The following is a 26,993-nucleotide window of genomic DNA, read 5'->3' on the forward strand; positions in this document are numbered from 1 at the left end:
TTTCATCGGGGGAGCCCTTGGAGATCTCCCTGCTGCTGGAGGAGGCCGCCGGCATGGACATCCATTTGCTGCTGGACGGCATTGAGCTGACATCACAGGCGCAAGTGACCAAGGACTACCTTTTCTATCTATCCCCTGAGCCGCCGACTCCCGGCCCTCACCGGATAACCGTATTGTTGAGCAGCCTGGCCGATACCGTGTTCGATAATTCCTGGAGCTTCCAGGCGGCTGCTTTGGATACTGTCCCGGCCGAGCCGGTCAGGATCCCTTTCGATATCTCCCTTACCGCCGGCCTGTTCTATTCGCAGTGCGACCGGGACACATCGGGTTTGGGCCTTAGCTTCCCCATCGGCTGGCATCCCTCGGGCGACGTGAATTTATCGGGACAGCTGGACGACGGTTTCTTCAATTCCTACCTGTCCTACGATCCGGCCTATGACAGATATATTCACGGACTGCTGCAGTACGAGAATTCCTCCTTCGGACTGTCCGCCGGAGAGTTCTACCCCGAGCTTTCGACCCTGGTTTTCTCCGGGACATCCCCGCTGGGGCTGCTGGCCACCTGGCAGGATCAAAAGACCGGGATCCTGGGCACCGCCTGCCGCACCCAGCCGGCCGATACCCTGTTCCAGACCTACGCCCAGTATCTGTACGGCGGCCGTATAAAAAGATCTCTGGCCGACAGCCTCTGGCTGTCCGTCGGATATCTTTACGGCTACGACCAGCCGGGCTCCCTGCCGGACTCGGTGCGCTTCCGGTCATCCACCTATATCTACAACGACACTTTGACCGGATTCTCAGATACCCTGGTAACTGTGGACACCCTGTTGTCGGGAAAGAACCGTCTCGGCTGGTTCTCCCTGGAATGGCCGATCAGCGGAGCCCGGTTCCGCACCGAGTATGCCGGATCGGGCTTTATGCCGGATTCATCGGCCGGATACATAAATGACCGCAGTTATCTTTTGGGAGTAAAAGGGGGGATGGGGCGCCACTGGCTGGAGCTGCAGTACCTCTCCTGGGGCCGTAACTTTAAAAGCTTCGGCAATCCTTACCTAGAAACAGCCAAGAACGAGCTCCTGGGGACGGCGGACCTCAGGTTCCCCGGCAGCCTGTCGGCCAGACTGGACGGCTCGGTGTACAAGGTCTTCACCGATTCGGCCTCCGGCAGCAGCTTCAAGCTGGGCGGAACAGTGAATTATGCCCGGGGGCGGCTGACCTCGGCCAGCCTGCGGCTGGATTACAATTATCGGCCGTATATCACCTATCTATACCAGAACCGAAACCTGAGCCTGAGCATCGTGACAAAACTGATGGCCTTCTCGGTTATCTCCTCTTATTCATACTCCTCAAGCTCCGGAATCAGCCTGACCCAGTCTCACAACGGAATGTTGGGCCTCTCCCGCTTTTTGATAGCGGACAGATTATATATCCAGGCCTCGGCACAGCACTATCAGGTTTTTGACAGCTACGGACTGACCGAGCAGGCCAGGACCATTGCCGAACTGAGGACATCCTGGCAGGCTTCGACCCATACCGGAATCATCTTTGATTGCCGGAATATACAGCATCAGGATCGGGTGGCTCCGGATAAAAGTTATCGCCAACAGCTGGCATCGCTTTCGGTTAGCTATAGATTTTAGGAACCCTTAGCTGGTTGGCGGACTCTAATCAATATTGTAAATTTCTTAAGACACTTAAAGTCTTACTTGCTATAGATTTAGCTTTATGGCGGATAGTGATATTCTCCGGAACTTTTCAGCAACGAAATTACTCTAACTTACAGATAATTGATAATATGCCTGAAAAACAGCGGCTGGAATTTGAAGAAGTACTGGAAAAATACGGGCAGAAGTTATTCAACCTGATGCTCAGGCTGACCGGCAACTACCACTGGGCCCAGGATCTGACCCAGGATGTTCTTTTGATAGCTCACCGCGAATATCACAAATTCCGGGGAGACTCCGATGTCTTCACTTGGATATACCGTATTGCCGTCAACCATCACCGCCGGCAGGCCCGTAAGATGCGGGTCCGAAGCTGGCTGGGCTTCGAGGACGTCTCAAGCGAGGTGTTGTCCACCGATATTGCAACTGCCGACCCGGCCGAAAACAGCGAAAGAACCAAGGTGGTGGCCCGGGCGGTATCCGCCCTGCCGGAGGATTTTAAAGAGACCGTGGTGCTACATTATTTTCAAGACCAAAGCTGCGAACAGATCGCCAAAATAATGAACTGCTCAGAGGGAACCGTAAAATCCAGACTGTGGCGGGGCCGTAAGATCCTGGCCCGGAAATTGAAAGATTACGTATCAGAAACAGGAGTGTGATAAATGGATTGTCTACAAATCGAAAAATATCTGCAAGAAAATCCCGGTGCCCCGCTGCCCGGGGAACTGCAGGAACATCTGACAAGATGCCCGGACTGCTCCCTGCTATGGCAGGAGCAGGGGGCCCTGAGCGATGTTCTAAAAACATTTCCTCAGGCGGAGCTTCCGGCCTACCTGGGCGCCAAAGCCCTGACCCGGCTGGAGGGACGGCAGACAGCCTCCGGCAAAGGGATGCTGGAGCCGGGCTGGCTGACCCTGGCCGCCCCGGCCATGGCTCTGGTCGTGGCTTTCACCGCCCTGGTGATGCGTTATGAATATAGCCCCCAATATATAAATATTTCCGAACTCCCGGCTTCTGCCCCGAGCCAGGGCAACAATAGCCCCGTTCCGGGATCTGTCCAAAATCAATCATCAAATCTTTTCTCTCGGATCTATCCGGTCTGGCCGTCCGACCAGGATGTGGTCGGCCGCCAGGATCTGACTATCATGGCCTCGCTTTATCCCGACCATCAGGGAAAGGTGCAGATCCTGCTGGACGATGTCGATGTCTCGGCCGGATCGACCATCAGCCGTCAATATATCTCCTATGACCCCAAATCCCTGGGGGCCGGGGAACACATGGTCAGGGTGGTGCTGCAGCAGGCTGACGGAAGCTATCAAACGGCCAGTTGGAGCTTCTACTTGTTGGAGGAACCATCATGAAAAAGATCCATCTAATACTGGTCCCCTGGCTGCTGATATCATCGGCAGCCCTGTCAGCCGCCGGGCTTCAGATCTGGCCCAATCCGGCAGAGGCCCAGGTCAATGCTGCCGTCGCTTTCACCGTCCAGGGCCTGGAGCCCGGTGGGTCGTTAAGCTGGGAGGTCATTCCGGCCTCTCTGGGAAATATCGATCAAAGCGGGCTTTTCACTGCATCCGGCAAGCCGGGCCGGGGGATGGTACGGGCCATAGCCAAAAGCAAGGATGGCCGGACCATGCTGGGACACGCCATGATAAAAGTTTTGGGGAGTAAACCGGGCCGCCTTATTGTATCGGTGTCGCCGGCCAGGGCCGAGATCAAGACCGGCGAAACCCTAAGGTTTACCGCCCGGATTATGCTGCCAGAGGAAAATATCAAAACCGAATGGCTGGTCATCCCCAATGATCTGGGAACCATAGATGCCCGGGGCAGCTTTACCGCTGACGGCGCCGGGAATGGCCGGATCGTGGCCCTGGCCAAGGGACCGGGAAAGTATGGTTTGGGGCAGGCTCAGATATCTGTCCGACCTTCCGGAAAAGTCTCCGATCTTTCAGTGGTTGTTTCTCCTAAAAGAATCAAGCTGCAGCCGAAAAACCGGATCCGGCTGTCCGTTCAGGTCCAAGGTCCCGAAGGCAAAACCGTCCCAGCCAGAATCAGATACCTTCTGTCTCCCCCCGAGCTGGGGACCATCGACCAGGACGGCAATTTTACCGCTGGGGAAAAGGCCGGGCTGGGCGTTATCAAGGTTGAGGCCGCCTCCGGACAGGCCTATGGCAGCGACCGGGTTTTTGTCATAGTCTCCGAAAAAAGCAGCCGTTATCAGATCAAGATCAAACCCCGCCAGGTGCTGCTGGAGGGGAAATCCAGCGTTAAATTCGAGGTTGAGGTGTGGGACGATAACGGAAGTCCGGTGATCCCGCCGGCCCTAGACTGGAAGGTGATCCCCGAGGGCCTGGGCTCGATCACCCCCCAGGGGCTGTTCACTGCGGGTGACCGTACCCTGTCCGGTAAAATAGTGGTTCAACTGCCGGCCGACTTCGGCCGGAGCCGGGATGCCGCCTCGGTCAAGATACAAAGCCAGCGGCGGAACACCATCCGGATAAACCCACCCAAGGCCAGCCTGAAGCCGGGGCAGATGCTTCAGTTCTCCGCCGTCATTAACGACAGCCGGGGCAATCCGGCCGGAGATCAGCGCATCACCTGGAAACTGCAGCCGGAGAACCTCGGCATCATCACTCCCCAGGGTCTGTTCACTGCCGGCGCGGCAGCCAGGTCGGGCCTTATCATCGCCGAGTTTCCCCAGGAGTTCGGAGCCGGCCGGGCCATCGCCCCGGTCTCCGTCAGCAGCTACCAGGTCAAGATCAACGCCCCGCCCAACCAATATAACATCCACAGCGGGGAGCAGATCGCCTTTGCCGCCTCAGTAAGGGATGCCAACGGAAACGACCTGAGCGGCTCGGCTTTTTTTGAGTGGGAGGTAAAATCCTCGGTGGCCGGATTCGGGAATATCGATCAGAACTCGGGCCTGTTCCATGCCGGGCAGCCGTCAAAACTACCAGCCGACGGCTATATAATGGTCCGGGTTTCTATCAATGGGCTGCCGGCAGGAACTGACGGAATAAAAATAACTATCCGGTAAACAATTGGCTGTAAAATCAAAAAGAGGCGCCTTTGAAAGGCGCCTCTTTTTTGGCTTCCATTATCTTTTTTTCGTCTTGCTGGCAGGTTTGATCTTCTTTAAAACCCTCTTGGGTCTCTTATTCATCTGAGACTCAGCTTCTTCTGTTTGACTTTCGCTATCATCTATTGCCTGGCAAGTCTCCTCCGGGGTTCCTTCCTCCCTGGCGAAAATGTCGCGCTGGTCCCTCTTCATCACAATTATCCCGTAGATGATGGTCTGTCCGGTAACAAAGACGCTCAGCAGGTAAGACAGGACCAGCAGCCGGACGGCGTTCAGGGACATCCCCATGATGAAGGCCGCCGTCTGGCCGGACCAGCTAAGCGCCGGGGTCGCCGTCATGAATGAGGAGAGACCGGATATCATGGGATTATCCATTCCCAGAAACATGACATAATTGGTCGCCAGGGGCGGGGTGTACAGGTTGAATGCCGCCAAGGCGATGTCGGCAAATTTACCGCCCATCGACCAGGAAAGGACCTGGTAAGCTATCCCCATGCTGCTGATGGTGAACCAGGCAAAGACCGCCGCCGCCAGAAGGCACATAAGTTTAAGAAGCCCGGTATACGTTACCAGCCGCCAGGGCTGGGCGGTGATGGAGGAGAACACCTCAAAAAGATTGTCAAAAGCATCGCCCCTGGTGGCTCCGGAGATTACCGGGGAAAAGAACAATCCTATGGCCAACGAAGCCAGCAGGAAGACCAGGAATAAACACACCAAGTAGATGGGCAGACTTAATAGAGCGATGGTCAATTCGCCCAGTACCGGTATCCGGCCCCACCAGCCTGACAGTATTCCAAAAAACAGCAACAGCGATACGAAAGAGATTATGACCAGCGGTCCGCCCAGGATGGATTTCCAAGCTCCTTTCAGATAACCGGCCGCCTCCTTCACTTCGTAAAATTCGTTGCCCTTTAGTTGCTCGGTCGCCAGGCGGGCGGTCACCGCGGCGGACATCATGTATATCAGCAGGGCGCCCAACATCCCGGCCAGCCACAGCACCCAGGAAATTGCCCCGGAGCCGGGCCAGGGCATCGCCGGCACCAGCCCGAACATCACCCAGACATCGGCCAGGCTGCGCCCGGCAGCCAGGTGCGACAGATAGCCAAATATTCCGTAGCAGGCAAAACCCCACACCAATCCCCAAAAGAGGACCCACATTTTTTTGGGCGACAGGCCCAGCCTGGCCGCCCGAAAAATATCCCGGTAGTCAAAGTACATTTTCAGCAATTTTTCATCCTCCCTTTAAGTTTTTGTTGCATAGGGAATGCCAGCATCAGCTCAGGTTGTCTATCAGCAATTTGCAGATATAATCCTCGATCCGCCTGGCCAGTTTTGAGCGGTAGGTATTGTTCACCATTATGGAGAAAGCGAACATCTTGCCGTTCTTGGCGGTCAGGTAGCCGGATAATGCCGAGACGCCACCGATGGATCCGGTCTTGGCATATACCCTCCCGCAGAAATCCGGCTGGGAGAACCGCCCCACCAGGGTGCCGTCTATCCCGCCGATGGCCAGCGATTTGTAAAACACGTCCCAGTAAGGCTGTTCATGCATGTATTTGAGAAGATTGACCACCTGCAGCGGGGATACCTCGTTCTGCCGGGACAACCCGCAGCCGTCGAACAGATCCACCTCCCCCAGGCCCATCTGACTGATGATGTTCCGCTCGGCCGAGGAACCATTCTCCCGGCTGCCCTCACCGTCCACCTCGGCACCGATGGTCTGTAGCAGCGACTCGGCGTAAAGATTATGGCTCTTTTTATTGATGACCTTTATGATCTCTGAAAGAGGCTCGGAATAATGAACGTACAACAGTGAAGTATTGTTCTCGCGGACCGGGGGATGCTCCTGGCTGGCCCTGATATCTCCTTTGATCGCTATATCCCGCTGCTTTAAGAGTTGGGCCAGAATCCTGGCGAAATGGCTCTCCGGCTCCTTGGCGAAGAAAGTGAATTTTTTAGAGGCTCCGGCTGCCAGCTTCCCGGTTATTTTCAGGGTGGCCCCGTCGAAGGAGGCGTAGGCCTTGCCGTTGTTATACACCCGGCGGCTCCTGGTGGTATAGGTGCCGTCCTTGTTCTTCACCTTTTTATTCACGGTGCTGTAACTGCCGGCTATGGTCCGGCTGAGATTCCTGATGTTGACCGACATCGGAGGATCTGTGGAAAAATTAACCGGCTGGCCGATCCTCCCTCCCTTGAGGGTCACCACCACCACGTTCTCCCTGAAGGAGAGGCCGGAAAGCCTCCAGGCCAGCCGTTTCTTGGGACGGACCAGTTTGTTGGCCGAGCGGGGAATGATGGAGACCAGCTTTTCGGGCAGGAAATCGCCTTTGTCTCCTATCACATCGCCCGTTATCTCGGTGATTCCCATGGCCTTGATGTTGTCGGCCCAATCCTCCATGGTGGCGATATCGTTGATGGTGGGATCGCCAGATCCCTTGATAAGCAGATCGCCGTTCAGCACTCCGGCCGAATCTATCGGCCCACAGGCATATATTTCGGTCTGGTAGCTGTATTCCGGGCCCAGTTTCTCCAGGGCGGCGGCGGTGGTGAACAGCTTGGTGTTGGATGCCGGAATGAATCGTGAGCCGGAATTATGCTGATAAATAAGAGAGCCGTCATCCAGCGACATAACCGCCACCCCCCAGCGTCCCACTCGGTTTAGTTTTTTGCTTAATAATTTATCCAGGTCCTCCTGGACATCTCCGGTGGGTTTGGGGAGATAGAAGACGCTGGAGGCTTTCCTCTTGGCCGGCTTCTTGGTGGCGGTCTTGGCTCCCCAAGCGCCGGACACACAAAGGATTCCGGTTAAAATGAGAACCTGTATATATGCGATCTTTCTGATCATCAGGCCTTTCCTAAAAACAGGTAGGGTTTCCAATTGTCGTCGGGATTATGTATCGAATACTGGATGAATGAGAAGTAATGGGGCCTGCGGGGTTTTTTAATCAGGGTCATCCTGGATTGTTTCAGGCTGCGGTTGGCCTTTTTATTGTTGCATACTGTGCAGGCACACACCAGATTGTCCCAGGTGTCATCTCCCCCCAGGCTCTTGGGCACCAGGTGATCGATGGTAAGCGTCCCCTGGCTGGTGCCGCAGTACTGGCAGACGTGGCGATCCCTCCTGAAAATATTCTGTTTGGAAAGTTTGACCTCCAGTCGGGGGCGGCGGATGAAACTGCCCAGACGGACGACGCTGGGCAGTATGAATCTTCGGCGGATGCTGGCGGCAAAATAATCGCTGTTCTCGACCACCTCGGCTTTCCCCAGGAACAACAGAACCAAGGCCCGTTTGGCATTGCAGACCAGCAACGGTTCATAATTCTGGTTGAGCACCAGCACCTGGCGCCCCAGATTGTTATTTATACCTATCTGACTAGCGGCTGTGATTCCTTATGGCTGAAATTAATTCTATGAGTATAAAACGGAAAATACAATTCCACCGTATAATCTATGGAGATGGTATAGTTCTGGCCCTCCGCCCTTATGATGTTCTGCAGGAAATATTCCCGGGCTCCTTCCAGGTATTCCCTCTGCTGCTCCTCGGACTCCGGTTCGTAGACATCCCTGTTTCCCTTCTCATCCTGCACTTGGTAGAAATAGTCTCCCACTAGTGGGATCTTGTCGTCCATGGCGTTTTCGGCCAGGGCCCGGGCGATGGTGTCATCGTTTTCGGTCATGGCATTCTGGGCGGCTTCCTTCATCTTGTCCTTGATGTGGAAGAAACGGATATACGGAATGCTGACCGCCACCGCCGCATACAGCAGAATGAGCACGGCAAAAAATATCAACACCTTTAAAAATTTAGGCATGATCTCTCCTAAAAACAAAGCACAAGCGTATGCCTGTGCTCAACCCTTACGACGCTCGCCGAATTGTTTTTTCGGCAATTCAGCCGTAAATCAATTGCCTACGCAAGCATCTTAATTAATATCTGGTGGACCTGAGGGGGCTCGAACCCCTGACCTCCTGACTGCCAGTCAGGCACGCTACCAAAACTGCGCCACAGGCCCATTTATGTTTTTACCGGTACCCAAAACAGATGCTCCGCACCTGCATATCGTTCATAAGTTTAGCAAATAATCTGCTCAATGTCAAGTATATTGATGCCGATTTACCGGCGATTTTTAAAAGAAAAATCTGAGACCTATTCCGCCCTGGACATCGAAGCCGGTTTCGGGAACCAGCCCTATGGTGGGGGCCAATTCCAGGAAGATATCCACCGGGGCCTGGGGAAATATATATTCCATGCCCACCACCCCTCTGACCCCCAGATTGAAGTGTTTCTCATAATGAGCCCTCTGGCCGGACCACAGGGTGCCGCCGATCCCGAAATATACCGGAAGCTGGCCCCTCTCCACCTCTATCAGCTGAAAATCATGCCATAAATAATCGGCATGAAGGCGCAGATAACCTTCATCTATGAAGGACCAGGCCACCGCCCCATCCCAGGCCCTTTCTTTTCCGCTCCACAGCTTCCAGGATATACCGGTAGGCTCCCCGGCTATCAGTCCCAGTCCGAAATCGCCGCCTCCCTTGACCGGCCCGTTGGCCTGGGCCAGGGAAACGCCCAACGCCAATATGACAACGGCAACCGTTTTTTTCATATCATCCTTTTAAGCATTTTTGCATTATAAAAATTTGACCTCCTGGACCGCTTTGTTGACCACGAAAACTTTTTCGGTATTGGACTTCTTGTCGGCCGGAAAAAGGAAAAAACCCTTTCGGTTGGGCATGTACATCTCGGTAACGCCGGTCAGCTTCTCCCCGTCGAAGAAGGTGACCTCCACCTTTTTACAATTCACCGGATAGCTGCCGTCAAAATCACGCCTCTCGTCATACTCGCGATTTCCCATGAAATCCTTGACAAAGAAGACCGCCTTAAGCTGCTCGATCCGGACTTCGGATGAGGAGGCAGGCCCGCCATTGAAGAAAAGATGGAAGGCATCCTTGTTCATCGAAAAGTCCAGGGTGTGGCCTTTTACTATCCGTCCGTCAAGGTACCGCGCGACCAGTTTTCTTTCCTGCATGATGGACCTCTGGTTTTGGTTTTACGCTTTACGCCGTTCGTTGCATCTTCTTTCCAGGCTGCGCCGGTCGGCCTGGCCTTTATAATTATCCTGGTTGTTTTGTGATTGTCGCCGCTGGTTCTTGCGGCGGTTTTCGAAACGCCTGTCATCCAGCGTTTGATTTGCCTTAAGCATATTTATCCCTCCTTAATTTAAGGGTTATTATTACTTCGGCGAAAATGACGCGAAAAGACTTTCAAAAACGATAGGAATTATTAATTATCCCAAACGCTGTCTTTTATGCAGGTAAGACAATAAGGCCTTGTCAAAAGGGGTTTTGGTGTCCAGCGGAATATAGTCTATCAAATCCCTCCGGCACTCCCGGCTCAGTCCCTCCCGCCAGCTGGCTACGGCCCGGCGGTATTCCGGGGCGGCGCTGGCCGCATCCAGCTGGATCCTTTCCCCGGTCTCCATATCCTCAAAGGCCAGTTTGCCGGAAAAAGGCAGGGCCAGCTCATCATGGTCCAGCAGGTGGAACAGCAGCACCTCATGCTTAAGATGCCGAAAATGCTTCAAGGCCTTAAGCACGGCATTGGAGCCGTCCCACAGGTCGGAGATCATGATTATCAGCCCCCGCCGTTTAAGGTGCCCGGCCAGGTCGTAAAATATTCTCTCGAAATCGGTCTTGCCTGCCGGGATCTCCTTGTCCAGCAGCTCCAGCATCTGCCGCCAGTGGGAACGGCGGGAACTGGGGGCCATGAAATTGCTGATGCCCTCCCGGAAGGTGGCAAGGCCGGCTGCATCATGCTGGTTCAGCAGCAACAGGCTCAGGGCTGCCGCTAGGCAGGAGCCATAATGGTATTTTGACCCGCCGCCCCTGGTATGGTAACCCATCGAGGCCGAGCTGTCAAGCAGCAAATAGGCTTTTAGGTTGGTCTCCTCCTCGAACTCCTTGACGTAGTAGCGGTCGCTCCTGGCCAGGGCCTTCCAGTCTATCCGCTTTATCTCGTCGCCCGGCATGTAGGAGCGGTATTCGGCGAACTCCACCGAAAAACCGTGATAGGGGCTTTTGTGCAGGCCGGTCAAAAAGCCCTCCACCACCAGCCGGGCCTTGATGTCCAACCCCTTTATCTGGGCGATAAAATCAGGGGACAGGGAATCCTTAGCAGTGGCCATGATGTCATCCCCCAGAAGATTCGGCTTTTTTCTGCTTGACCACGATGCCGGCCGCCACCAGACTGAAGGCCGCCAGCAATATCCCGCACCAGAAGAGGGTCACCCGCTCGTGGTTGGTGGTCCCCAGCCGGGGCAGGATGATCTGGGCCATGAAGCCGAAGACCAGGGAGCTCAGCATGAAGCCTCCGTTCAAGACAAAGTCCCGTCCCGAGAAGATACGCCCCCACAGCTTGTCGGGGGCCGATTCATGCAGCAGGGTGTCCTGGGCCACCATCACCGGCGAAAGAAAAACACCGATCAGCAGGCCCACCGGCAGCAGCTGCCAGTAGTGGCGGCACAGGGCGAACAGGCTGACCATGGTCCCCACCCCCAGTAGCCCCGAGACGATGATCATCCGGCGGGAGTAGCGGTGTCCCAGAAAGCCGATGGACAAGGAGCCCAACATCATGCCCAGGGCCAAAACGCCCCCCAGCACCCCCACCCCGCCGGTGCCGGAGCCAGTGCCCTTCTGGACGATGACCACCACCAGGGGATAGAGGGTCCCGCCGAAGATGGATACCAGCAGCAGCGACAGCATCACGAATTTTACCTTGGGAGAGGAGAATATCAGGGTCCACAGCTCCTGGAGGTCGGTCTTCAGGTTGTTTATCCTCCTTCGCCAGAGCTGGACCAGTTCGGGCTCCTTTTGGCTCTCGATAACTTTTTCCCCGGTCTTGAGCATGGCAATGGTGATCACCGATATGAAGAAGGTCAGGCTGTCCAGATAGAACCCGGCCTCCCAGGGCTGCAGCTTGAGATGCCGCCAGAACCCTCCCACCACCAGCAGTCCGCCGCCCACGAAGCCCACCATCCCGGCCAGCTTATTGATGAAGTTCATCACCGCATTGGCGGCGAAGATCTTGTTCTGCGGCACCAGGTAGGGGATCAGGGACAGCCGGGCGGCGCTGGCGAACAGCCCCATCAGGAAGGAGATGAACACCAACGGGAAAAGGATCAGCACCGATCCGGTCAGTTTCATCAGCAGGGGGATCAGCCCGATGATCACCGCCCGGCCGGCGTCGGCCGCTATCAGCACCTTGCTCTTGGCCCGGCGGTCCACCACCACCCCCACGATGGGGCCGAACAGCAGGGCCGGCAGGGCGATGGCCACCGTGATCTGGGAATAGGCCAGCGGGGCCCGGGTGGTGTAGGCGCCGATCACCGCGATCAGGGCCATCTGGGCCAGGTAGTCGCCGAACTGGGAGACCAGCTGCCCGGCGGCGAACAGGGCGAACTTGGGCTCCGACAGTGCCGCGGCAAAATGTCCCGATTGTTTAGGCATTTTTTGACATGATTAACATGATGATGATTACTTGGGATCCCTGTATTTTCTTTTTACCCGACATATTTGCCGAAATTTATCAACAAGCCTGTTCTTTTCACGGTTGCCTTCAAATAATTAACTAATTGAACTTCGTGCTCTGTTGCCAAATTATTCACGGATTTTACCTCGATAATAATTGATCCCTACACGATAATATCCGCAATATAATCTCCAACCACGGTGCTTCCATATTTGACGGAAATAGCCTTCTGTTGTTCAGCTTTTAACCCAAAATTCGACAATTCAATCATCAAGCTATTCTCATATGTCTTTTCCGGAAAACCAAAACCAAGGGTGTTGTGAACTTTATAGGCACATTTGATTATCTGTTCTGTCAGGCTGTCATTTTCCATAATGGCAAGAAATCATGTCAATCCTGTCTGCGTTTCCCCACCCCGGTGTGGCCGAAACCGCCCTGGCCCCTGGCCGTATTGTTCAGCGATCTCACTTTGACCAGCTCCGCCTTGACCACAGGAGCTATCACCAACTGAGCTATTCTGTCACCAGGTTGAATGGTGAATATTTTTTTTCCCAGATTGATCAAAATCACCCCCACCTCCCCGCGGTAGTCGGCGTCGATAGTGCCCGGGGCATTGACGATGGAAATGCCGTGTTTTATGGCCAGGCCACTCCGGGGCCTTACCTGGCCTTCAAAGCCGGGCGGGATCTCCAGGGCCAGGCCGGTGGGCACCAGGCTTATCTGCCCGGGTTTTATTTTTATGGGTTTCCCGATAGCCGCCTTAAGGTCCATCCCGGATGAATGGACGGTGGAATATTCCGGCATCCGGGCTGAATCGGAGAGCAGGGATATCTTTATTTTCAAAGATTTCATTACAATTTTAATAATTTATTTTATCCGTTCGCTTGCTTATTATATCAATTGCCCATTAGTTTGACAATAAAATTGTTGAATAAATGCAAAGGGGCGATGCTCCGATCGCCCCGTGGTCAGATTTTTCCGGGATCATTTCCGGCGGTTGTAAGCCTCGATCCCCTTGGCCAGCACTTTCAGGGCCTTCCGCAGGTCGCTTTCCTTTAGCACGTAAGCCAGGCGGACCTCCTGCTTGCCCTGGCCCGGCGTGGCATAGAAGCCGTCGCCCGGGGCCACCATGGTGGTGGCGCCCTCATGCGTGAAATCGGTCAGCATCCACTGGGCGAACTTGTCGGAATCGTCGATCGGCAGATGGGGCATGATGTAAAAGGCCCCGGCCGGTTTTTTGAAGATGGCCCCGGGAATTTTCCCCAGCTCCTCGCAGACCACATCGCGGCGCCGCTGGTACTCGGTGATCATCTTCTTGAGGTATTTGTCGATGGTCTGGTATCCGGCTATGGCCCCCACCTGTTCGATGGTGGGCGGGCACAGCCGGGCCTGCCCGAACTTGAGCATGGTCTGCATGATCTCGGGATTGCGGCACACCACGCAGCCCACCCTGGCCCCGCAGGCCGAAAAACGTTTGGAGATGGAATCCATCATAATGGCCCGATCCTCGATGCCCGGGATATGCAGGATGCTGGTGTGATAGCCTCCGTCGTAGGTGAACTCCCGGTAGACCTCGTCGGCCAGCAGCCAGAGATTTTTCTCCTGGGCCAGGCCGGCCAGCATCTCCAGATCTTTTCTGGAAAAGAGGGCTCCGGTGGGATTGTTGGGTGAACAGAACATGATGGCCTTGGTTCTGTCGGTGATCCGCTTGACGAACTCGGCCTTGGAGGGCAGGGCGAAGCCCTCCTCCACATCGGTGGGCACCGGCATGATCTTGATGCCGGCCATGGTGGCAAAGCCGTTATAATTGGTATAGAACGGCTCGGGAACCAGTATTTCGTCGCCGGGATCGCCGATGGCCATCATGGCGAAGATGATGGCCTCCGAGCCGGCGGTGGTCACCAGGACATCATCGGGGGAAACCATGATATCCTGCCGCTCCAGGTATTTCTTTATCTCCTGTCTCAGGGCCGGCAGCCCCTGGGAGGGGCCGTAGGCCAGCACCTCCTCGCCAAAATTGCGGATGGCATCCATGATGTCCTTGGGGGTGGCGATATCCGGCTGCCCGATGTTGAGATGATAGATATGGGTGCCCCTCTGCCTGGCGGCGTCGGCCAGCGGCACCAGTCTTCTGATGGGAGAGGCCTGCATGCCCAGGGCCCTTTGGGACAGTCCCATGGTCGTCTTTTTCTCTTTGCTCATTATCGCCATCCTATAAACTTGAATTTATAAATTTATTTTTAATTGCCCTGGAGCATCTCCCGCAGTTGCGGCAATGAGATGTCCCTGGCGGATACCGGCCCCAGAACGGCCGCCGCCAAAGCCTCCGGGCGGATCACCCTTTGGGCAACCGCTAAAAGATCATCGGCCGTGACGGCATCGATCTTAACCAGGGTCTGCCCCAGGTCCCGGTAGGGCTCCCGGTTTATCTCCATCTTGGCCAGGCGCATCATCCGGTTGGAAGTGCTCTCCAGGCCCAGCATCAGATTGCCTTTGAGCTGGGCCTTGGCGTTCTCCAGTTCCTCCGGCGATGGCGGCTCCACCAGCAGCCGTTTGAATTCGGCCAGGGTGGTTTCCAAAGATCTTCTGGTCTGCTCCACCGCCACCCCCAGATAGACCCCGAACAGCCCGGTATCGCGATACAGGTCGGCGAAGGAATAGATGGAATAGGCCAGGCCCTCCTCCTCCCGGATCTTCTGGAACAGCCGGGAGCTCATCCCTCCCCCGAAGATGGTGTTCAACACCAGCAGGGCATAGCGGCCTGGGTCGCTGAAGGCCAGGGCCGGCATCCCCAGGCAGATGTGCACCTGGGAGGTCTTTTTCCTTTTAAGCAATAACCCCGGGGCCTTTATATCGGCATCGGCTGTTTTCTTGGGAACGGCGGAGGTTTGGTATCGGCCCAGATATCTCCGGGCCAGCTGCTCCAGGGCCTGGTGTTCCACCCGCCCGGCCACCGCCAGCACCATGTTTCCTGGAAGGTAATTCTTGCGGCGAAAGGCCTGTATGTCCGCCATGTTAAAAGACTGGCAATTCTCCCGGCTGCCCAGAATGGGGTAGCTTAACGGGTGACCGCTGAACAGGGCCTCGGAAAAAAGCTCGTGGACCATCTCGTCGGGAGTATCCTCGACCGTTTTGATCTCCTCCAGAATGACCTTCCGCTCTTTCTCCAGATCCTGGGGGTCAAGACGGGGATGAGAGATGATGTCGGACAGGATGTCCACCGCCTGTGGAAGGTGTTCGTCCAGGACCCGGGCGTAGAAACAGGTCTCTTCCTTGGAGGTGAAGGCGTCCAGATGGCCGCCGATGGATTCCAGGAAGATGGCGATATCCCGGGCGGTGCGGGTCTGGGTTCCCTTGAACAGCAGATGTTCTACCAGGTGGGACAGGCCGTTCTCGCTTGACCGCTCATCCCGCGATCCCCGGGCTATCCACAGCCCCACGGCCACCGAGCGTACGTGGGGAATCTTCTCGCTTACCAAGGTTATGCCGTTGGGAAGCACCGAATGGTTATAGATAATGCTCATTCAAATTCGGAAATATTCTTGATGATGATATATTTTTGCGGGGAGGCGGGCAATATAACCGCGTCAGCGGACCTTGATATCTTTCAGGCGCAGCTGCAGTTTCTTTTGCCCCTGCCATTCGTTCTCCTCCAGCACAAAGGCCATATCCAGCGTGGCATCGGGATCCTCCACCTCGTCCAACAGATCGCCTAAGGAGAACCCGATAGCATCGAATACCCGCTGTTTTTGCTTGACCTTGAATTTCAGGTGGTTCTTGCCAACGATGTACGGGCTCCCCACCACCCGCAGCTGCTGTGAGGCCAGCACCGGATGGCGGTTGCCCGGCCCGAAGGGGGCGAATTTGGCAAAACTCCTGACGGTGTTGGAATCCACCTCGTCCATATCCACCAGAGCATCCAGCGCCTGGGTGGGTATCAGATCATCGCTGGTCAGCGTCTGCTTGGCTATCTGGTTCATCTTCTGTCGGAACTCCGGGATCTTGGCCGTCTCTATGGACATCCCGGCGGCATACTTATGCCCGCCGAAGCCCAGCAGATGCTCCTGGCAGCCCTTCAACGCTTCGTGCAGATGGAAGGCGGCGATGGAGCGGGCCGAGCCCTTGCCCTTCTCGCCGTCCACTGCGATCAGGATGGTGGGGCGGTAGAACTGCTCCACCAGCCGGGAGGCTACGATGCCGATGACCCCCTGATGCCAGTTTTCGGACTCCAGCACTATCACCATCACCTGATCCAGGTCCACCCGTTGTTTCACCATGCTGACCGCATCGGCCAGGATCAGATCGTCTATCTCCTTGCGCTTGCGGTTCTCCTGATCCAGGGTCCGGGCGATGGCAAAGGCCTCGTCCTGGTTCTCGGTGATCAGCAGCCTCAAGGCCGAATCGGCCTCGCCGATCCTGCCCGCCGCATTGATCCGGGGGGCCAGCATGAACACGATCTGCCCGGAATCCAGCGGCTTCCCGGTAAGGCCGGTCACCTCCAGCAGGGCCCTGATGCCGGGTTTGCTGCTGCTGCGGATCTTCTCCAGCCCGAATTTTGCCAGCACCCGGTTCTCGCCGGTCAGCGGAACGATGTCGGCCAGGGTGCCCAAAGCCACCAGGTCCAGGTTCTCCTGCAGCTGGCCTTCGTCCAGGCCCAAGTGCCGGTAAAGCCCCTGCAGCATCTTGTAGGCCACCCCCACCCCGGCCAGCTCCTTGAACTGATAGCTGCAATCCGAACGTTTGGGATCCAGCACCGCCACCGCATTGGGCAGGCTTTCCTTGGGTTCATGGTGATCGGTTATTATGCATTCTATGCCCAGAGACCGGGCCAGCTCCACCTCCTGATGAGCGGTTATGCCGCAATCCACCGAGACGATCAGTTTGACCCCGCGCTTCCGGGCTTCTTCAACGCCGTTGGAAGAAATGCCGTATCCCTCCTTGGCCCGGCTGGGAAGATACCAGGTGACATCGCCCCCCAGGTATGACAGGGAGCGCCACAACAATGCCGTCCCGGTGATGCCGTCGACATCGTAATCGCCGTAGATCATGACCCTCTCTTTTTCCCGGAGGGCCCTTTCCAGGCGGTCAACGATGACCGCCATACCCTTCATGGTGAATGGGTCATGGCAATCGCTCATCCGGGGGTCCAGGAACAGCCGGGCCTCATCGACGTTTTTTATCCCCCGTACCAGCAGCAGCCGGGCCACCAGGGGGGTCACCTCCAACGAGACCGCCAGCTCCTTGACCAGTTGTTCGTCCCCGCCCTCGGGGAATATCCATTTTCTTTCCATATACCTGCTTTGTTTTTGCTTAAAAAGGGACAGGACCTGTAAGCCGAGTTCTGTATCCCGCCTAAAGGGACGGCGATCATCTCTCTGGTCCCGGCCATACGGTCGGGATCAAGCAACCTACCCTTCCGCCTTCCGAACGGGCCGTCCTTATACCGCTTTTCAGCGGAACGGCGGAATCTATTTGGTCTTGCTCCGGCAGGGGCTTGCCATGCCCTGGAAGTTGTCTTGCCAGGCGGTGAGCTCTTACCTCGCCTTTTCACCCTTACCTTGTAGGGGCGGAATTAAATTCCGCCCCTACAAGGCGGTATATTTTCTGTGGCGCTTTCCGTACCCGCCGCATTACCGGCGGATCCCCCGGTTTTCCCGGGGCTGCCTGCCCTCTGGAGCTCGGACTTTCCTCCCCGCCAAAGCGGGGCGATCACCCGGTCCTGTCCTAGATAGGCTTGATTATAATTCCGGAATGGTCTGATTGTCAATGGCCAGGTTGGCCAGCCGGTCGGCCAGCCGGTTCTGGGCCCGGGGGATGGCCTGGATATCCCATTTATCCATCTGGGAAAGCAGCTCCTGGGCCTGGACGAAAAGCTTTTTCAGCCTCGGCTCCTTGATGCGGTAGCTGCCCTTTATCTGGTTGGCCAGCAGTTCGCTGTCGGTCTGAATGGACAGCTTGGAAAACCCCCGCTCTCTGGCCAGCTTCAGCCCGAAGATCAGGGCCTGATATTCGGCTTCGTTGTTGGTGGCCCTGCCCAGATACTGGCTGCGCTCGGCCAGAACCTTCCCGTGGCTGTCCAGCAGGGCCGCCCCGGCCCCGGCCTGGCCGGGATTGCCCCGGGCCGCGCCGTCGATGGCCAGCGTCACCTGGGTGACGCCGAAATCGGTTTCGATCTTGTCGGCCAGGGCCACCAAAGCCTCCTTGAGAGTGTCCTTGGAGCATCCCATGGATTCCGAGATATCCTCCATGGGATGGCCGGAGGCCACCTTTCGCAGCACTGTCGAGAGCTTGGAATATACCTGGTCCTTGTCCTTGGTCATAACCGCACCTCGATAAGGTTATTGTTGTTGTTTGGGATCCTGCCAGATCAGGATCCGGCCGCAGTTCTCACAGGTTATTATCTTGTCCATGTCCCGGATACGGTTGAGCAGCTGGGTGGGCAGGTTGCCGAAGCAGCCTCCGCAGGCTCCGTTCCTGACCGCCACCACCGCTATCCCGTTGCGGGCTTTGCCGATCTTGTCGTAGCTGGCCAGGATATCCTTGGGCAGGCCGGTCAGGGAATCCTGCTTGGCCTTTATCAGCTCAGCCAATTTTGCCGACACCCCGGCCGCCTCCTTATCCAGCTCCTGCTGTTTTCCCCGGCTGTCATTTTCGGCGGAGGCAAAGACCGCTTTTTCCTCGGCCTCCTGCAGGCCCAGTTTTTCCAGGCTCTCCATGATGGTCAGGATCTGCTCTTCGATATCGGAGATCTTCTTTTTCTCCCCTTCTATCTCATGGAGCATGGTGGTATATTCCTTGTTGGTCTTGACCGCCAGCAGCTGGGTCTGGTGTTTTTTGATATTGGCCGAGGTCTGTTCCACCTCCAGCTCCAGGGCCTTTTTTTGCCTGGTCAGATCTTCCTGCTGCCGGTTGACCTGGTCCAGCCGGGAGCGCGATTCTTTGAGCCGTTCCTGGATGTCGGCGCTATCCTTCGGTATCTGGTCCAGCCGGCCCTGGCTATCCCTGATCCGGTCGTCCAGCTCCTGGATATGGTAGATGGCTTGAAGGGTGTCTTTCATGGTAATCGTCTCTCCGGATATAATTAAAAAGTGCGTTTCCCTATATCGGGAAACGCACCGGTTAGAACCAATGCCTGCCGGCAGGAGTGCTCTGGTCCGGCCGACCTATCTCGAAATTACATTTCACTATGACTGGGGAACGGTTCATTGGGCTCTCTTTCTTTAGCTCGTCCATTCCATTTTAGCACCAAATGGTGAGGTAAGTCAATAAAAAACATGGGATAAACCACCCATCGAATAATCTTCCTTTGTCAAGATACCGGCCAAAAGCAAAGCCGGCTGAAGCCACCTCCGGGCGGCCAGACTGCTGGAAAAATTATTAACACATGTTAGATTTTACTTGACAAGAAAAATATGATTTGATAATATATAACATATGTTAGTTTTTAATGCAATCGCTCTGAATCCTAAAAGCCCGGATGGTGCCTCCGGCCACCGAGGGCCGCGGGCCGGCCGCGGGCTGGTAGCCGTTTCGCTGCTGTGTTTCTCGCTCGATCTCCTCTACCGCTTATTTTGGGGCATCTCCCCCCAGACCAGGGATCGCTGTCTGCTTTATGCCAGCCTGCCACGCTGGGCCGGGCTGCTTTACGAAAACCTGGTAGAGCTGATTTTGCTGATCATCGCCAGCGTGTTCCTATCGGTCCTCCTGGAAAGGCACCTGACGCAATATTCCCGGATGATCCCCAGCAATCCCTTGGCCGCCTTTTTATGCGGCGCCATGATCCCGGTGTGTTCCTGCGGCATCCTGCCGCTGGCAGCCCGTTTCAAGGACCGGATGGGACTGCCGGCCATGGCCGCCCTGCTGGTGACCGGCCCGTTGCTTAGTCCCCAGATACTGTTGCTATCATTGACCGTAGCCGGCCCGGCCTACACCGCGGCCCGAATTGCCGCTACCCTGGCCCTGGCCCTGACCTCCGGCCTGGTGATCGGCCGACCCGGGACCAGGCTGTCCGGACAGGCTGGGGCCCCCGGTTGCAGCAAGGATTGCGGGAAACACACCCAGGCGGTATTATCCGATACCTGGGAAACCGTTAAAGGGATACTGCCATCGGCTCTGATGGCCGGGTCGCTGGGAGTGGTCATAGCTATTTTTAATCCTCTGGAGCGGCTGAACGCCGTCGGAATACTGCGTTCACCGCTAGGGGTCCTGGCGGCCACCCTGGCCGGGGTCCCGGTCTATCTCTGCAACGGAGCGGATATCGTGTTCCTTAAACCACTGATGGCCGAAGGCCTCCCGCTTGGAACCGCCCTGGCCTTTTCGGTGACCTCGTCTTCGGTCTGCGCTACCTCTTTGGTGTTGATGTCGCACCTGCTGGGAAAAAGGACCACGGGCCTTTTCCTGGCTCATATCGTGACCGGAACCATTTTGATCGGCATCCTGTTGAACAGAATATATCCATAAACCCAACCAAGCAAAGGAGAGAACATGGTGAACAGAACCAAAAGACTGATCGCCTGCCTGGCGGCTTTATTTTGGCTGACGGGTGCGGCCCGGGGAGATTACAGGATCCTGGCCTTGTACTCCGGTAACTACGGCCCCAATTCTTACTACACCAAAGATGATATGGCCCGATACGGCTGGCGGGTCACCACAGCCGCTCTGACCAAGACCGTCAGCCGCTGCCCTTACGCCAGCTATATCCCTGCGACCACGGTGGATACGCTGATCTCTGATATCTCCGGAATGGAGGATTTTGACGCGTTGGCCATCATGCCGGCCAGTTGGCGGTCCGGAGCCTCTTATACCGACCTGCTCAACGACTCCACCACCCTGCGCCTGATCCGGGCCGCCGACAGCAGCAGCAAGACGATCTGGGCGCCCTGCGCCGCAGTCAGGGTCTTAGCCAAGGCCGGGGTAATCAGCGGACATCGGGTGGTGGGAGCCTCGGCCTACCAGAGTGAATATTTGGGGGCCGGCGCCACTTACCTTGGAGACGACCACCCGCCGGTGGTCGACGGCAACATCGTGACCTGTGTCCGCAACCAATTCTATCACGTAAAGAACTGCGAAGCCCTGGCCCTGGCCCTGGAATCACAGCTGGCCAACACGAAGGTATCAAACAGCAGCAAGAATTCCTTCTCTGTCACCCCGGTCGCAATGGCGGGGACCTTGTGGGCCTGGGCCATCGGGGGAACCGGGTCCGAGGGGGCCACGGCCCTTGTGCCCACCGGCGGCGGGGGTTTTGGCCTGACGGGATTCGTCTATCCTGATGGAGGAGGCACTCCCGACATCTTTTTGGCGAAAGTTGATTCCGGCGGAAGCCTTCTTTGGGCCAAGACCTACGGCGGAACCGGCTGGGAGTGTGCTTACGGAATGGCCGAGACCCCCGACAGCGGATTCATCATTGCCGGATACACCACCTCGGCCGGAGCCGGGTCCAGGGATATCTGGCTGATAAGGACAAACAGCCTGGGTGATACCCTTTGGACCAAAACCATAGGAGACAGCCTGGTCGAGGTCGGCCGCAGCATCGCACTAAGCCCGGACGGCGGATTTGTGGTCGGCGGACATACCGACTCCCGGGGTGCCGGGGAGGATGAGCTATTTCTGGTCAAAACCGATTCGCTGGGCGATACCTTGTGGACCAGGATCTTCGGAGGCAGCCGCAGCGACATGGGGCGTTCCCTCTTGCCTCTGGCTGACGGGTACGCCCTGACCGGAGCCACCGGTTCTCCGGAGCTGACCACCAACAACCAGGATTACTACCTGGTACGAACCGATGCTTCGGGACAACAGACCTGGGCCAAGGGTTACGGCACCAACGGAACATTACCCTTCGATTGGGCCAACCATATCACCAGGGCTGGCGACGGAGGATACCTGCTGGTGGGCGAGAGCAGCTACAACGCACCGCTCAATATTTGTGCGGTCCGGACCGATTCGCTGGGAACCATGAAATGGCGGAAATTCTACGGATATTCATCCTATGACTACGGCAATGGATCCTGCCCGAACGACAGCGGCGGCTTTATGATCTGCGGTACCAGCAAAAGCGGCACGCCGCTGCAGAACGATTTTTTCCTGGTAATGACCGATTCCCTGGGTAGCCAGCGCTGGTCGCTGACCCTGGGCGGCCCTGGCCACGACTGGGCCAGCGTGGTCTGCCGGGACCAGGACGGGAATTACGTCATCGGGGGACAAAGCGATAGTTACGGCTCGGGCTCTTATGACATTCTTTTGCTCAAGATAGGGAGAAGCGGGCCCAGTGGGATCGATGAAGAATCTCCGGCCATGGTGCCGGGCAAAGCAATGATCAAGGCTTATCCCAACCCCTTTACCTCCAATGCCGGCATTGAGTACCAAACAGATGCAACCTCCCGGGTCGACCTGGGAATATACAACGTTGCCGGCCAGAAAATATGTCAACTATATCAGGGGGCGATCGCCGCCGGCTGGCACCATGCGCAGTGGGACGGCCTTGATCGATCCGGGAAACGGGTATCTTCCGGCGTCTATCTTTGTCGTCTCTCCACCCCAAAGGGGCAATCCTGGCTAAAACTGGTGAAACTGCCGTGACCGGCATGATATCATATCTGGGTGTAGAATGGGGCCTCATCTCTGTGCTATAATCGGTCATATTATCAATCAACCAACCATCAATCGCTTAACGGAATACGTATGTCAAAAACACCCAAAGGGGCCCTGGCCAGGGAACGCATATTCAAGACCGGAGCGGTGCTTTTCGCTCAAAAGGGGTATCATGCAGTAGGAGTCCGTGAGATAGCTGAAGTCGCTGGTGTGAAACTACCGATGATCAGCTATTACTTCGGAGGCAAGCAGGAGCTGTTAAAGGAGATAATAACGTCCGGCTTCGCCAGCTATTATGGCCATATCAAGCGGGAAACTGACGCTGCCACGGATCCGGAACAAAAAGCCCTGGCCGTGGCTAGGGGTATCATCGGGTTCTTCCGGGAATTCCCGGAAATAGCCCTGGTAACCTTTTCAGTTTTTCCGGTCAATATGGCCGAAGTTCACCGGCTGAGGACCTGGCTGATCAAAAAGCATTCGCATATGAATCCGCATTTATACCAGATACTGGGTTTGGCCCCAAATGATCCGGCTATGGTTCACGTTTTTTCGGAATTCATGTACGCCATCATACGCAATCATTTTCAATACCGTTACAGCCTTAACTTTTACCCCACCGCCGAGCAGGCTTATACCAAACAAAAAGGGGTCAAGGACGTGGATCGTATCTTTGATGATGCTTTTTACCAGCGGTATGCTGAGATAGTGGCCCGGGCTTTTATTTTAAGTGCCCAGGGAATGAAGAAAAAGTGAACGGGTTTTAATGTAAAAAGCTAGACATCACTGTCTGGATTTTTACTTGGTGGGCGGCTTATGACCCGAACCGGTGGCCTCATGCACATCAAATATACGCTCTAACTAAAATTGAGCTATCCGACCTGCAAGGGTGCTTTGGTCCGGCTGACCTGCCCTGAAATTATATTTTCCCATGACTGGGGAACGGATCAATGGGCTCTTTTTTTTTATCCTGTCCGTTTCGTTTTAGCACCAAAGAACCAGCCCTGTCAATAAAAATATATTTTTCACTTGACAAATCGGGACTTTTATATATAATATACACGGTGTATACTAATTTAAGGAGGCCTATGGGTCAAAAAAGAGAGCAGCTCCGCCGGGACAAGGAGCAAAAGATACTGGCCGCCGCCCAGCTGCTTTTCCTATCACGCGGCTACCGTAATATCACCTTCCGGGACATCGCCGACCAGGCCGGCTTTACCAGGCGGACGGTCTATGCCTACTTCCCCACCAAGGAGGAATTGATGATGACCCTCCATCTGGAGGGCCTGCAGAAACGCCTGGTGGTGTTGGAGAAGGCCATGGCCCCGGCCCAGACCGGTCTGGCCAAGGTTGACGCCTTCGGCCGGGCCTACTTCCGCCACTATCAGGCCCATCCGGACCAGCTTCTGCTGCAGGTGATCTTGGACACCGAGAAGCTGGACCATGCCAAAATATCCCCCGCCCTGATGTCCCGTTTCCGACAGGCCAACGACCTGGGCCATGAACAGCTGGAGGGGGCCCTGGCCCTGGGTAAGAGCGACGGAACCATTTCGCCCGACATCAACGTCAAGCTGTATTTCGTCTACCTGGTCTTTACCCTGCGGGCCATAGCCAAACAGACCCTGTTTCCCGCCCTGCTGCCGGTCGAGCGCTTTGGCGAAAAATTCTATTATGATTACCTGAAACTGCTGCTGAAGGCCCTGGCCCCGGATGAATCTAAAATTTAATTCAAAGGAGGCAAAGATGAAACAGTCAGCATTGATCATTATTCTGACCACAGTATCATTTTGGAAGCCGGCCGCCGGCCAGCCGGCCTTCAAGGTCACGACCGTTGACACCAACGTCAACCACGCGGCGGCCATCGCGGTGGCCGACCTCAACCGGGACGGGATCCCTGATCTGGTGGCCGCTTCCTGGGGCAACCCGCCCAGCAGCGCTGATTACAAAGGGATCCGTTACAGCCTGGGCAGCGACAGCGCGGTCTCTTCCTGGAGCTGTCTGGCGGTCGATTCCATCTACCATCCCATGGGGGTGGAGGCGGCGGACCTTGACGGGGATAGTTTGATCGATGTGGCGGCCTGCGGCTGGGTCTCCAACGATCTGGCCTGGTGGGGCAACGACGGCAATGTTCCCATCAATTGGACCAGATATGCCATCGATTCCAATTTCACCAATGCCCACGAGATCCATGCCGCCGATATTGACGGGGATGGTGATTTTGACATCTTCGCCGCCGCGGCCGGGGTCAAACAGATCGCGGTATGGTACAACGACGGCAGCCAGCCTCCGGTCTGGACCAAACAAGTGGTGGATTCCGCCTTCGGCGGGGCCCGCTCGGTGGTGGCCGCCGACTTCGACGGGGACGGCGACCTGGACCTGGCCGGGGCGGCCCTGCTGATCGACCAGGTGGCCTGGTGGAGGAACGAAGGCGATTCTCCGGCCGCCTGGACCAAGTACGTGATCGATAATACCTTTGACACCGCCCATCGCCTGAACTGGGTAGACCTGGACCTGGACGGGCGGGCAGACCTGGTGGGGGCCGGATACTCCGGTTCCATTGTCTGGTGGCGCAACACCGTGGGGTCGCCCATTGACTGGGTCAAACAGGCGGTGGCCCCGGAATATCCAGGTGGCATGGTGGCCCACGCCGCCGACATGGACGGCGACGGCGACATCGACATCATCGGTACCAACCAGGTCAATGATCTGGTCAGCGTCTGGACCAATGAGGGGGGTGCGCCCCCGGCCTGGACGGAATACCGCTGGAGCTATCCCGGGCCCTGGCCCATCCTGCCCTATGACCTGAACGGCGACGGCACCCCCGATATGGTCACCGGAGGATATTACGAAAGTTCCTGGTTCCGGAACATCTCGCATTTAAGGGTGTCAGCGGTCCCGGGCTTTTGCAGCCTGCTTCCGGGCGACAGCACCAGTGTCCTGCTGGAACTGCCGCTGCGGTTTGGAAAGACCTCTGCCGTAGAGATCTCGGCCGCCCTTGAGGCTGCGCCTTTCCAGGGTTCGATCTCACTGGTTCTTGACCGGACCTCTCTTTCATCTCCAGACAGCTGCCGGCTGGCGATAACCGCTTCGCCGGATGCCTCTCCCGGCAAATACGGTATCTCGATAACCACCTCCGACGGGATTGATACCTTGACCATCGAAGGGATGATCGAGATCGAGATCATCGGCCAGGGACAGGCCGCCTGCATCGGGGCCAGCCAAAAGATGCTGGCTCTGGTCAGGTCGGTTTGGAGCGAAACAGACAGCTTGGGAAGTTTTCCCTCATCTATTGGAAGCAACTATCAGGCTTTGATAATTGAAAGCGGGGCAGGGCCCGCCGACAGCGCCAAAGTAAGAAGTTTCATTGAAAACGGCGGGCGGGCGCTGATCATGGCAGAGACCCCTTACGATCTTTGTGCCGGCACGGCACTGGCCCCGATTAGCGGCTGGCTAGGCGCCACCACCTTTGCCTTTTATACCGGAGCCGGGATATCAATCATATCCAATTATAATGAGCCGTTTGGATTCAGCAGCGTTGCCTCTGGCGATACTTTGGGAATAGCTGTTTCGGGATGCGGCCGGCTGTCTGGCCTCACCGCCAATGCCACCTCGATAGCCCATCTGGGCTCGGTCAGCAGCGCTATCGCCGGGGCTTACTGCCATTACGGCAGCGGGCACAGCTTTTATTACACCGGCGGGGCCGGCATCAGCCCGTCCAGCGACTCCCTGCTGGCCGCCTATTTGAAGAACCCGGCGCTGGGAGTGGGATCAGTGCCCGGGGGAATTGTTTTGACCGCCCGGCTGCTGCTGAAGGTAAAACCCAACCCCATGGCCGGTTACTGTCAGATCGATCTCAATCTGCCTTCCTCCGGTCCGGCCGATCTTTCGGTTTACGATATCGCCGGGCGTAAAATTGCCACCATCCTGCACCAGCCGATGGCCCAGGGCCCGCACCGGGAATATTGGGACGGCCGGATGGCCGGGGGCTTAAGGTGCGCCTCGGGGGTTTATTTTATTCGGGGCACCACGCCGGCCGGTGCAGCCACCCAAAAGGTGCTGCTGCTGAAATAGGGCAAATGGAATATGAAAAAAGCCAGACCGCATGGTCTGGCTTTTTTAAAAGCGGGCCTGCTGTCTGGTT

24 protein-coding genes, 1 tRNA gene, 1 other RNA gene and 1 pseudogene are annotated in these 26,993 nt (G+C 56.3%); 9 read left to right on the forward strand and 18 right to left on the reverse strand.

Going from position 1 to position 26,993, the window contains the following annotated elements:
- Nucleotides 1–17 precede the first annotated feature (17 nt).
- The 4 genes from RDU76_00110 (at nt 18) to RDU76_00125 (ending at nt 4,701) form a co-directional block, all read left to right on the forward strand.
- Nucleotides 18–1,640 carry a hypothetical protein gene (locus RDU76_00110; GenBank protein ID MDQ7797333.1) on the forward strand — a complete coding sequence of 541 codons (1,623 nt, stop codon included), beginning with the start codon at nt 18–20 and terminating at the stop codon, nt 1,638–1,640.
- 155 nt (nt 1,641–1,795) lie between these two features.
- Entirely contained in the window at nt 1,796–2,323 is a 528-nt protein-coding gene (locus tag RDU76_00115) for a sigma-70 family RNA polymerase sigma factor (GenBank protein ID MDQ7797334.1), read from the forward strand.
- A gap of 3 nt (nt 2,324–2,326) precedes the next feature.
- Nucleotides 2,327–3,025, forward strand: coding sequence for a hypothetical protein (locus RDU76_00120; protein ID MDQ7797335.1), 699 nt, complete (start codon nt 2,327–2,329; stop codon nt 3,023–3,025).
- Nucleotides 3,022–4,701 carry a hypothetical protein gene (locus RDU76_00125; protein ID MDQ7797336.1) on the forward strand — a complete coding sequence of 560 codons (1,680 nt, stop codon included), beginning with the start codon at nt 3,022–3,024 and terminating at the stop codon, nt 4,699–4,701. The genes RDU76_00120 and RDU76_00125 overlap by 4 nt, the downstream gene beginning before the upstream one ends.
- Before the next feature lie 60 nt (nt 4,702–4,761).
- On the opposite strand, the gene RDU76_00130 is transcribed toward RDU76_00125, so the two are convergent.
- The 18 genes and pseudogenes from RDU76_00130 to RDU76_00215 form a co-directional block, all read right to left on the reverse strand.
- Nucleotides 4,762–5,970: a hypothetical protein gene (locus RDU76_00130; GenBank protein ID MDQ7797337.1), complete on the reverse strand. Its 1,209-nt coding sequence runs from the start codon at nt 5,968–5,970 to the stop codon at nt 4,762–4,764.
- A gap of 46 nt (nt 5,971–6,016) precedes the next feature.
- A complete protein-coding gene (dacB, locus tag RDU76_00135; GenBank protein ID MDQ7797338.1) occupies nt 6,017–7,534 on the reverse strand; it encodes a D-alanyl-D-alanine carboxypeptidase/D-alanyl-D-alanine-endopeptidase in 1,518 nt (505 codons plus the stop codon).
- A 53-nt stretch (nt 7,535–7,587) separates the two neighbouring features.
- Nucleotides 7,588–8,082 (reverse strand): HNH endonuclease, encoded by a 495-nt coding sequence (locus RDU76_00140; protein ID MDQ7797339.1) that lies wholly within the window; start codon nt 8,080–8,082, stop codon nt 7,588–7,590.
- A 26-nt stretch (nt 8,083–8,108) separates the two neighbouring features.
- On the reverse strand, nt 8,109–8,552 hold the full coding sequence (locus RDU76_00145; protein ID MDQ7797340.1) for a hypothetical protein: 444 nt from the start codon (nt 8,550–8,552) through the stop codon (nt 8,109–8,111).
- Nucleotides 8,553–8,675: 123 nt separating this feature from the next.
- Nucleotides 8,676–8,753 (reverse strand) — tRNA-Ala (locus RDU76_00150).
- A 114-nt stretch (nt 8,754–8,867) separates the two neighbouring features.
- On the reverse strand, nt 8,868–9,347 hold the full coding sequence (locus tag RDU76_00155) for a hypothetical protein (protein ID MDQ7797341.1): 480 nt from the start codon (nt 9,345–9,347) through the stop codon (nt 8,868–8,870).
- Nucleotides 9,348–9,371: 24 nt separating this feature from the next.
- Nucleotides 9,372–9,770 carry a hypothetical protein gene (locus RDU76_00160; GenBank protein ID MDQ7797342.1) on the reverse strand — a complete coding sequence of 133 codons (399 nt, stop codon included), beginning with the start codon at nt 9,768–9,770 and terminating at the stop codon, nt 9,372–9,374.
- A gap of 21 nt (nt 9,771–9,791) precedes the next feature.
- A complete protein-coding gene (locus tag RDU76_00165; protein ID MDQ7797343.1) occupies nt 9,792–9,944 on the reverse strand; it encodes a hypothetical protein in 153 nt (50 codons plus the stop codon).
- An 84-nt stretch (nt 9,945–10,028) separates the two neighbouring features.
- Nucleotides 10,029–10,925 carry a DUF58 domain-containing protein gene (locus tag RDU76_00170; protein ID MDQ7797344.1) on the reverse strand — a complete coding sequence of 299 codons (897 nt, stop codon included), beginning with the start codon at nt 10,923–10,925 and terminating at the stop codon, nt 10,029–10,031.
- A 4-nt stretch (nt 10,926–10,929) separates the two neighbouring features.
- Nucleotides 10,930–12,246, reverse strand: coding sequence for an MFS transporter (locus tag RDU76_00175; GenBank protein ID MDQ7797345.1), 1,317 nt, complete (start codon nt 12,244–12,246; stop codon nt 10,930–10,932).
- Nucleotides 12,247–12,299: 53 nt separating this feature from the next.
- A pseudogene (locus tag RDU76_00180) lies at nt 12,300–12,641 on the reverse strand (GxxExxY protein).
- A gap of 17 nt (nt 12,642–12,658) precedes the next feature.
- Complete coding sequence (gene dut, locus RDU76_00185; protein MDQ7797346.1) at nt 12,659–13,120, reverse strand: dUTP diphosphatase; 462 nt, start codon at nt 13,118–13,120, stop codon at nt 12,659–12,661.
- Between the two features lie 132 nt (nt 13,121–13,252).
- Nucleotides 13,253–14,446 (reverse strand): pyridoxal phosphate-dependent aminotransferase, encoded by a 1,194-nt coding sequence (locus RDU76_00190; GenBank protein ID MDQ7797347.1) that lies wholly within the window; start codon nt 14,444–14,446, stop codon nt 13,253–13,255.
- A gap of 62 nt (nt 14,447–14,508) precedes the next feature.
- The gene (locus RDU76_00195) at nt 14,509–15,792 is read right to left on the reverse strand and encodes a pitrilysin family protein (protein ID MDQ7797348.1); all 1,284 of its coding nucleotides are present in this window, start codon (nt 15,790–15,792) and stop codon (nt 14,509–14,511) included.
- A gap of 63 nt (nt 15,793–15,855) precedes the next feature.
- Nucleotides 15,856–17,559 (reverse strand): single-stranded-DNA-specific exonuclease RecJ, encoded by a 1,704-nt coding sequence (gene recJ, locus RDU76_00200; protein MDQ7797349.1) that lies wholly within the window; start codon nt 17,557–17,559, stop codon nt 15,856–15,858.
- A 23-nt stretch (nt 17,560–17,582) separates the two neighbouring features.
- Nucleotides 17,583–17,993, reverse strand: an RNA gene (gene rnpB / locus RDU76_00205) — RNase P RNA component class A.
- A gap of 13 nt (nt 17,994–18,006) precedes the next feature.
- Complete coding sequence (locus RDU76_00210; GenBank protein MDQ7797350.1) at nt 18,007–18,588, reverse strand: ribonuclease HI family protein; 582 nt, start codon at nt 18,586–18,588, stop codon at nt 18,007–18,009.
- An 18-nt stretch (nt 18,589–18,606) separates the two neighbouring features.
- Nucleotides 18,607–19,326: a C4-type zinc ribbon domain-containing protein gene (locus RDU76_00215; protein MDQ7797351.1), complete on the reverse strand. Its 720-nt coding sequence runs from the start codon at nt 19,324–19,326 to the stop codon at nt 18,607–18,609.
- A 376-nt stretch (nt 19,327–19,702) separates the two neighbouring features.
- On the opposite strand from RDU76_00215, the gene RDU76_00220 reads away from it, so the two are divergent.
- From RDU76_00220 to RDU76_00240, 5 genes are all read left to right on the forward strand, one after another.
- The gene (locus RDU76_00220; protein MDQ7797352.1) at nt 19,703–20,728 is read left to right on the forward strand and encodes a permease; all 1,026 of its coding nucleotides are present in this window, start codon (nt 19,703–19,705) and stop codon (nt 20,726–20,728) included.
- Between the two features lie 24 nt (nt 20,729–20,752).
- On the forward strand, nt 20,753–22,843 hold the full coding sequence (locus RDU76_00225) for a DJ-1/PfpI family protein (protein ID MDQ7797353.1): 2,091 nt from the start codon (nt 20,753–20,755) through the stop codon (nt 22,841–22,843).
- 102 nt (nt 22,844–22,945) lie between these two features.
- Nucleotides 22,946–23,608 (forward strand): TetR family transcriptional regulator, encoded by a 663-nt coding sequence (locus RDU76_00230; GenBank protein ID MDQ7797354.1) that lies wholly within the window; start codon nt 22,946–22,948, stop codon nt 23,606–23,608.
- Between the two features lie 332 nt (nt 23,609–23,940).
- On the forward strand, nt 23,941–24,579 hold the full coding sequence (locus RDU76_00235) for a TetR/AcrR family transcriptional regulator (protein ID MDQ7797355.1): 639 nt from the start codon (nt 23,941–23,943) through the stop codon (nt 24,577–24,579).
- A 16-nt stretch (nt 24,580–24,595) separates the two neighbouring features.
- Nucleotides 24,596–26,923, forward strand: coding sequence for a T9SS type A sorting domain-containing protein (locus RDU76_00240; GenBank protein ID MDQ7797356.1), 2,328 nt, complete (start codon nt 24,596–24,598; stop codon nt 26,921–26,923).
- Nucleotides 26,924–26,993: the final 70 nt, after the last annotated feature.

The organism is Candidatus Edwardsbacteria bacterium, assembly GCA_031082425.1.
Lineage (GTDB): Bacteria > Edwardsbacteria > AC1 > AC1 > EtOH8 > UBA2226.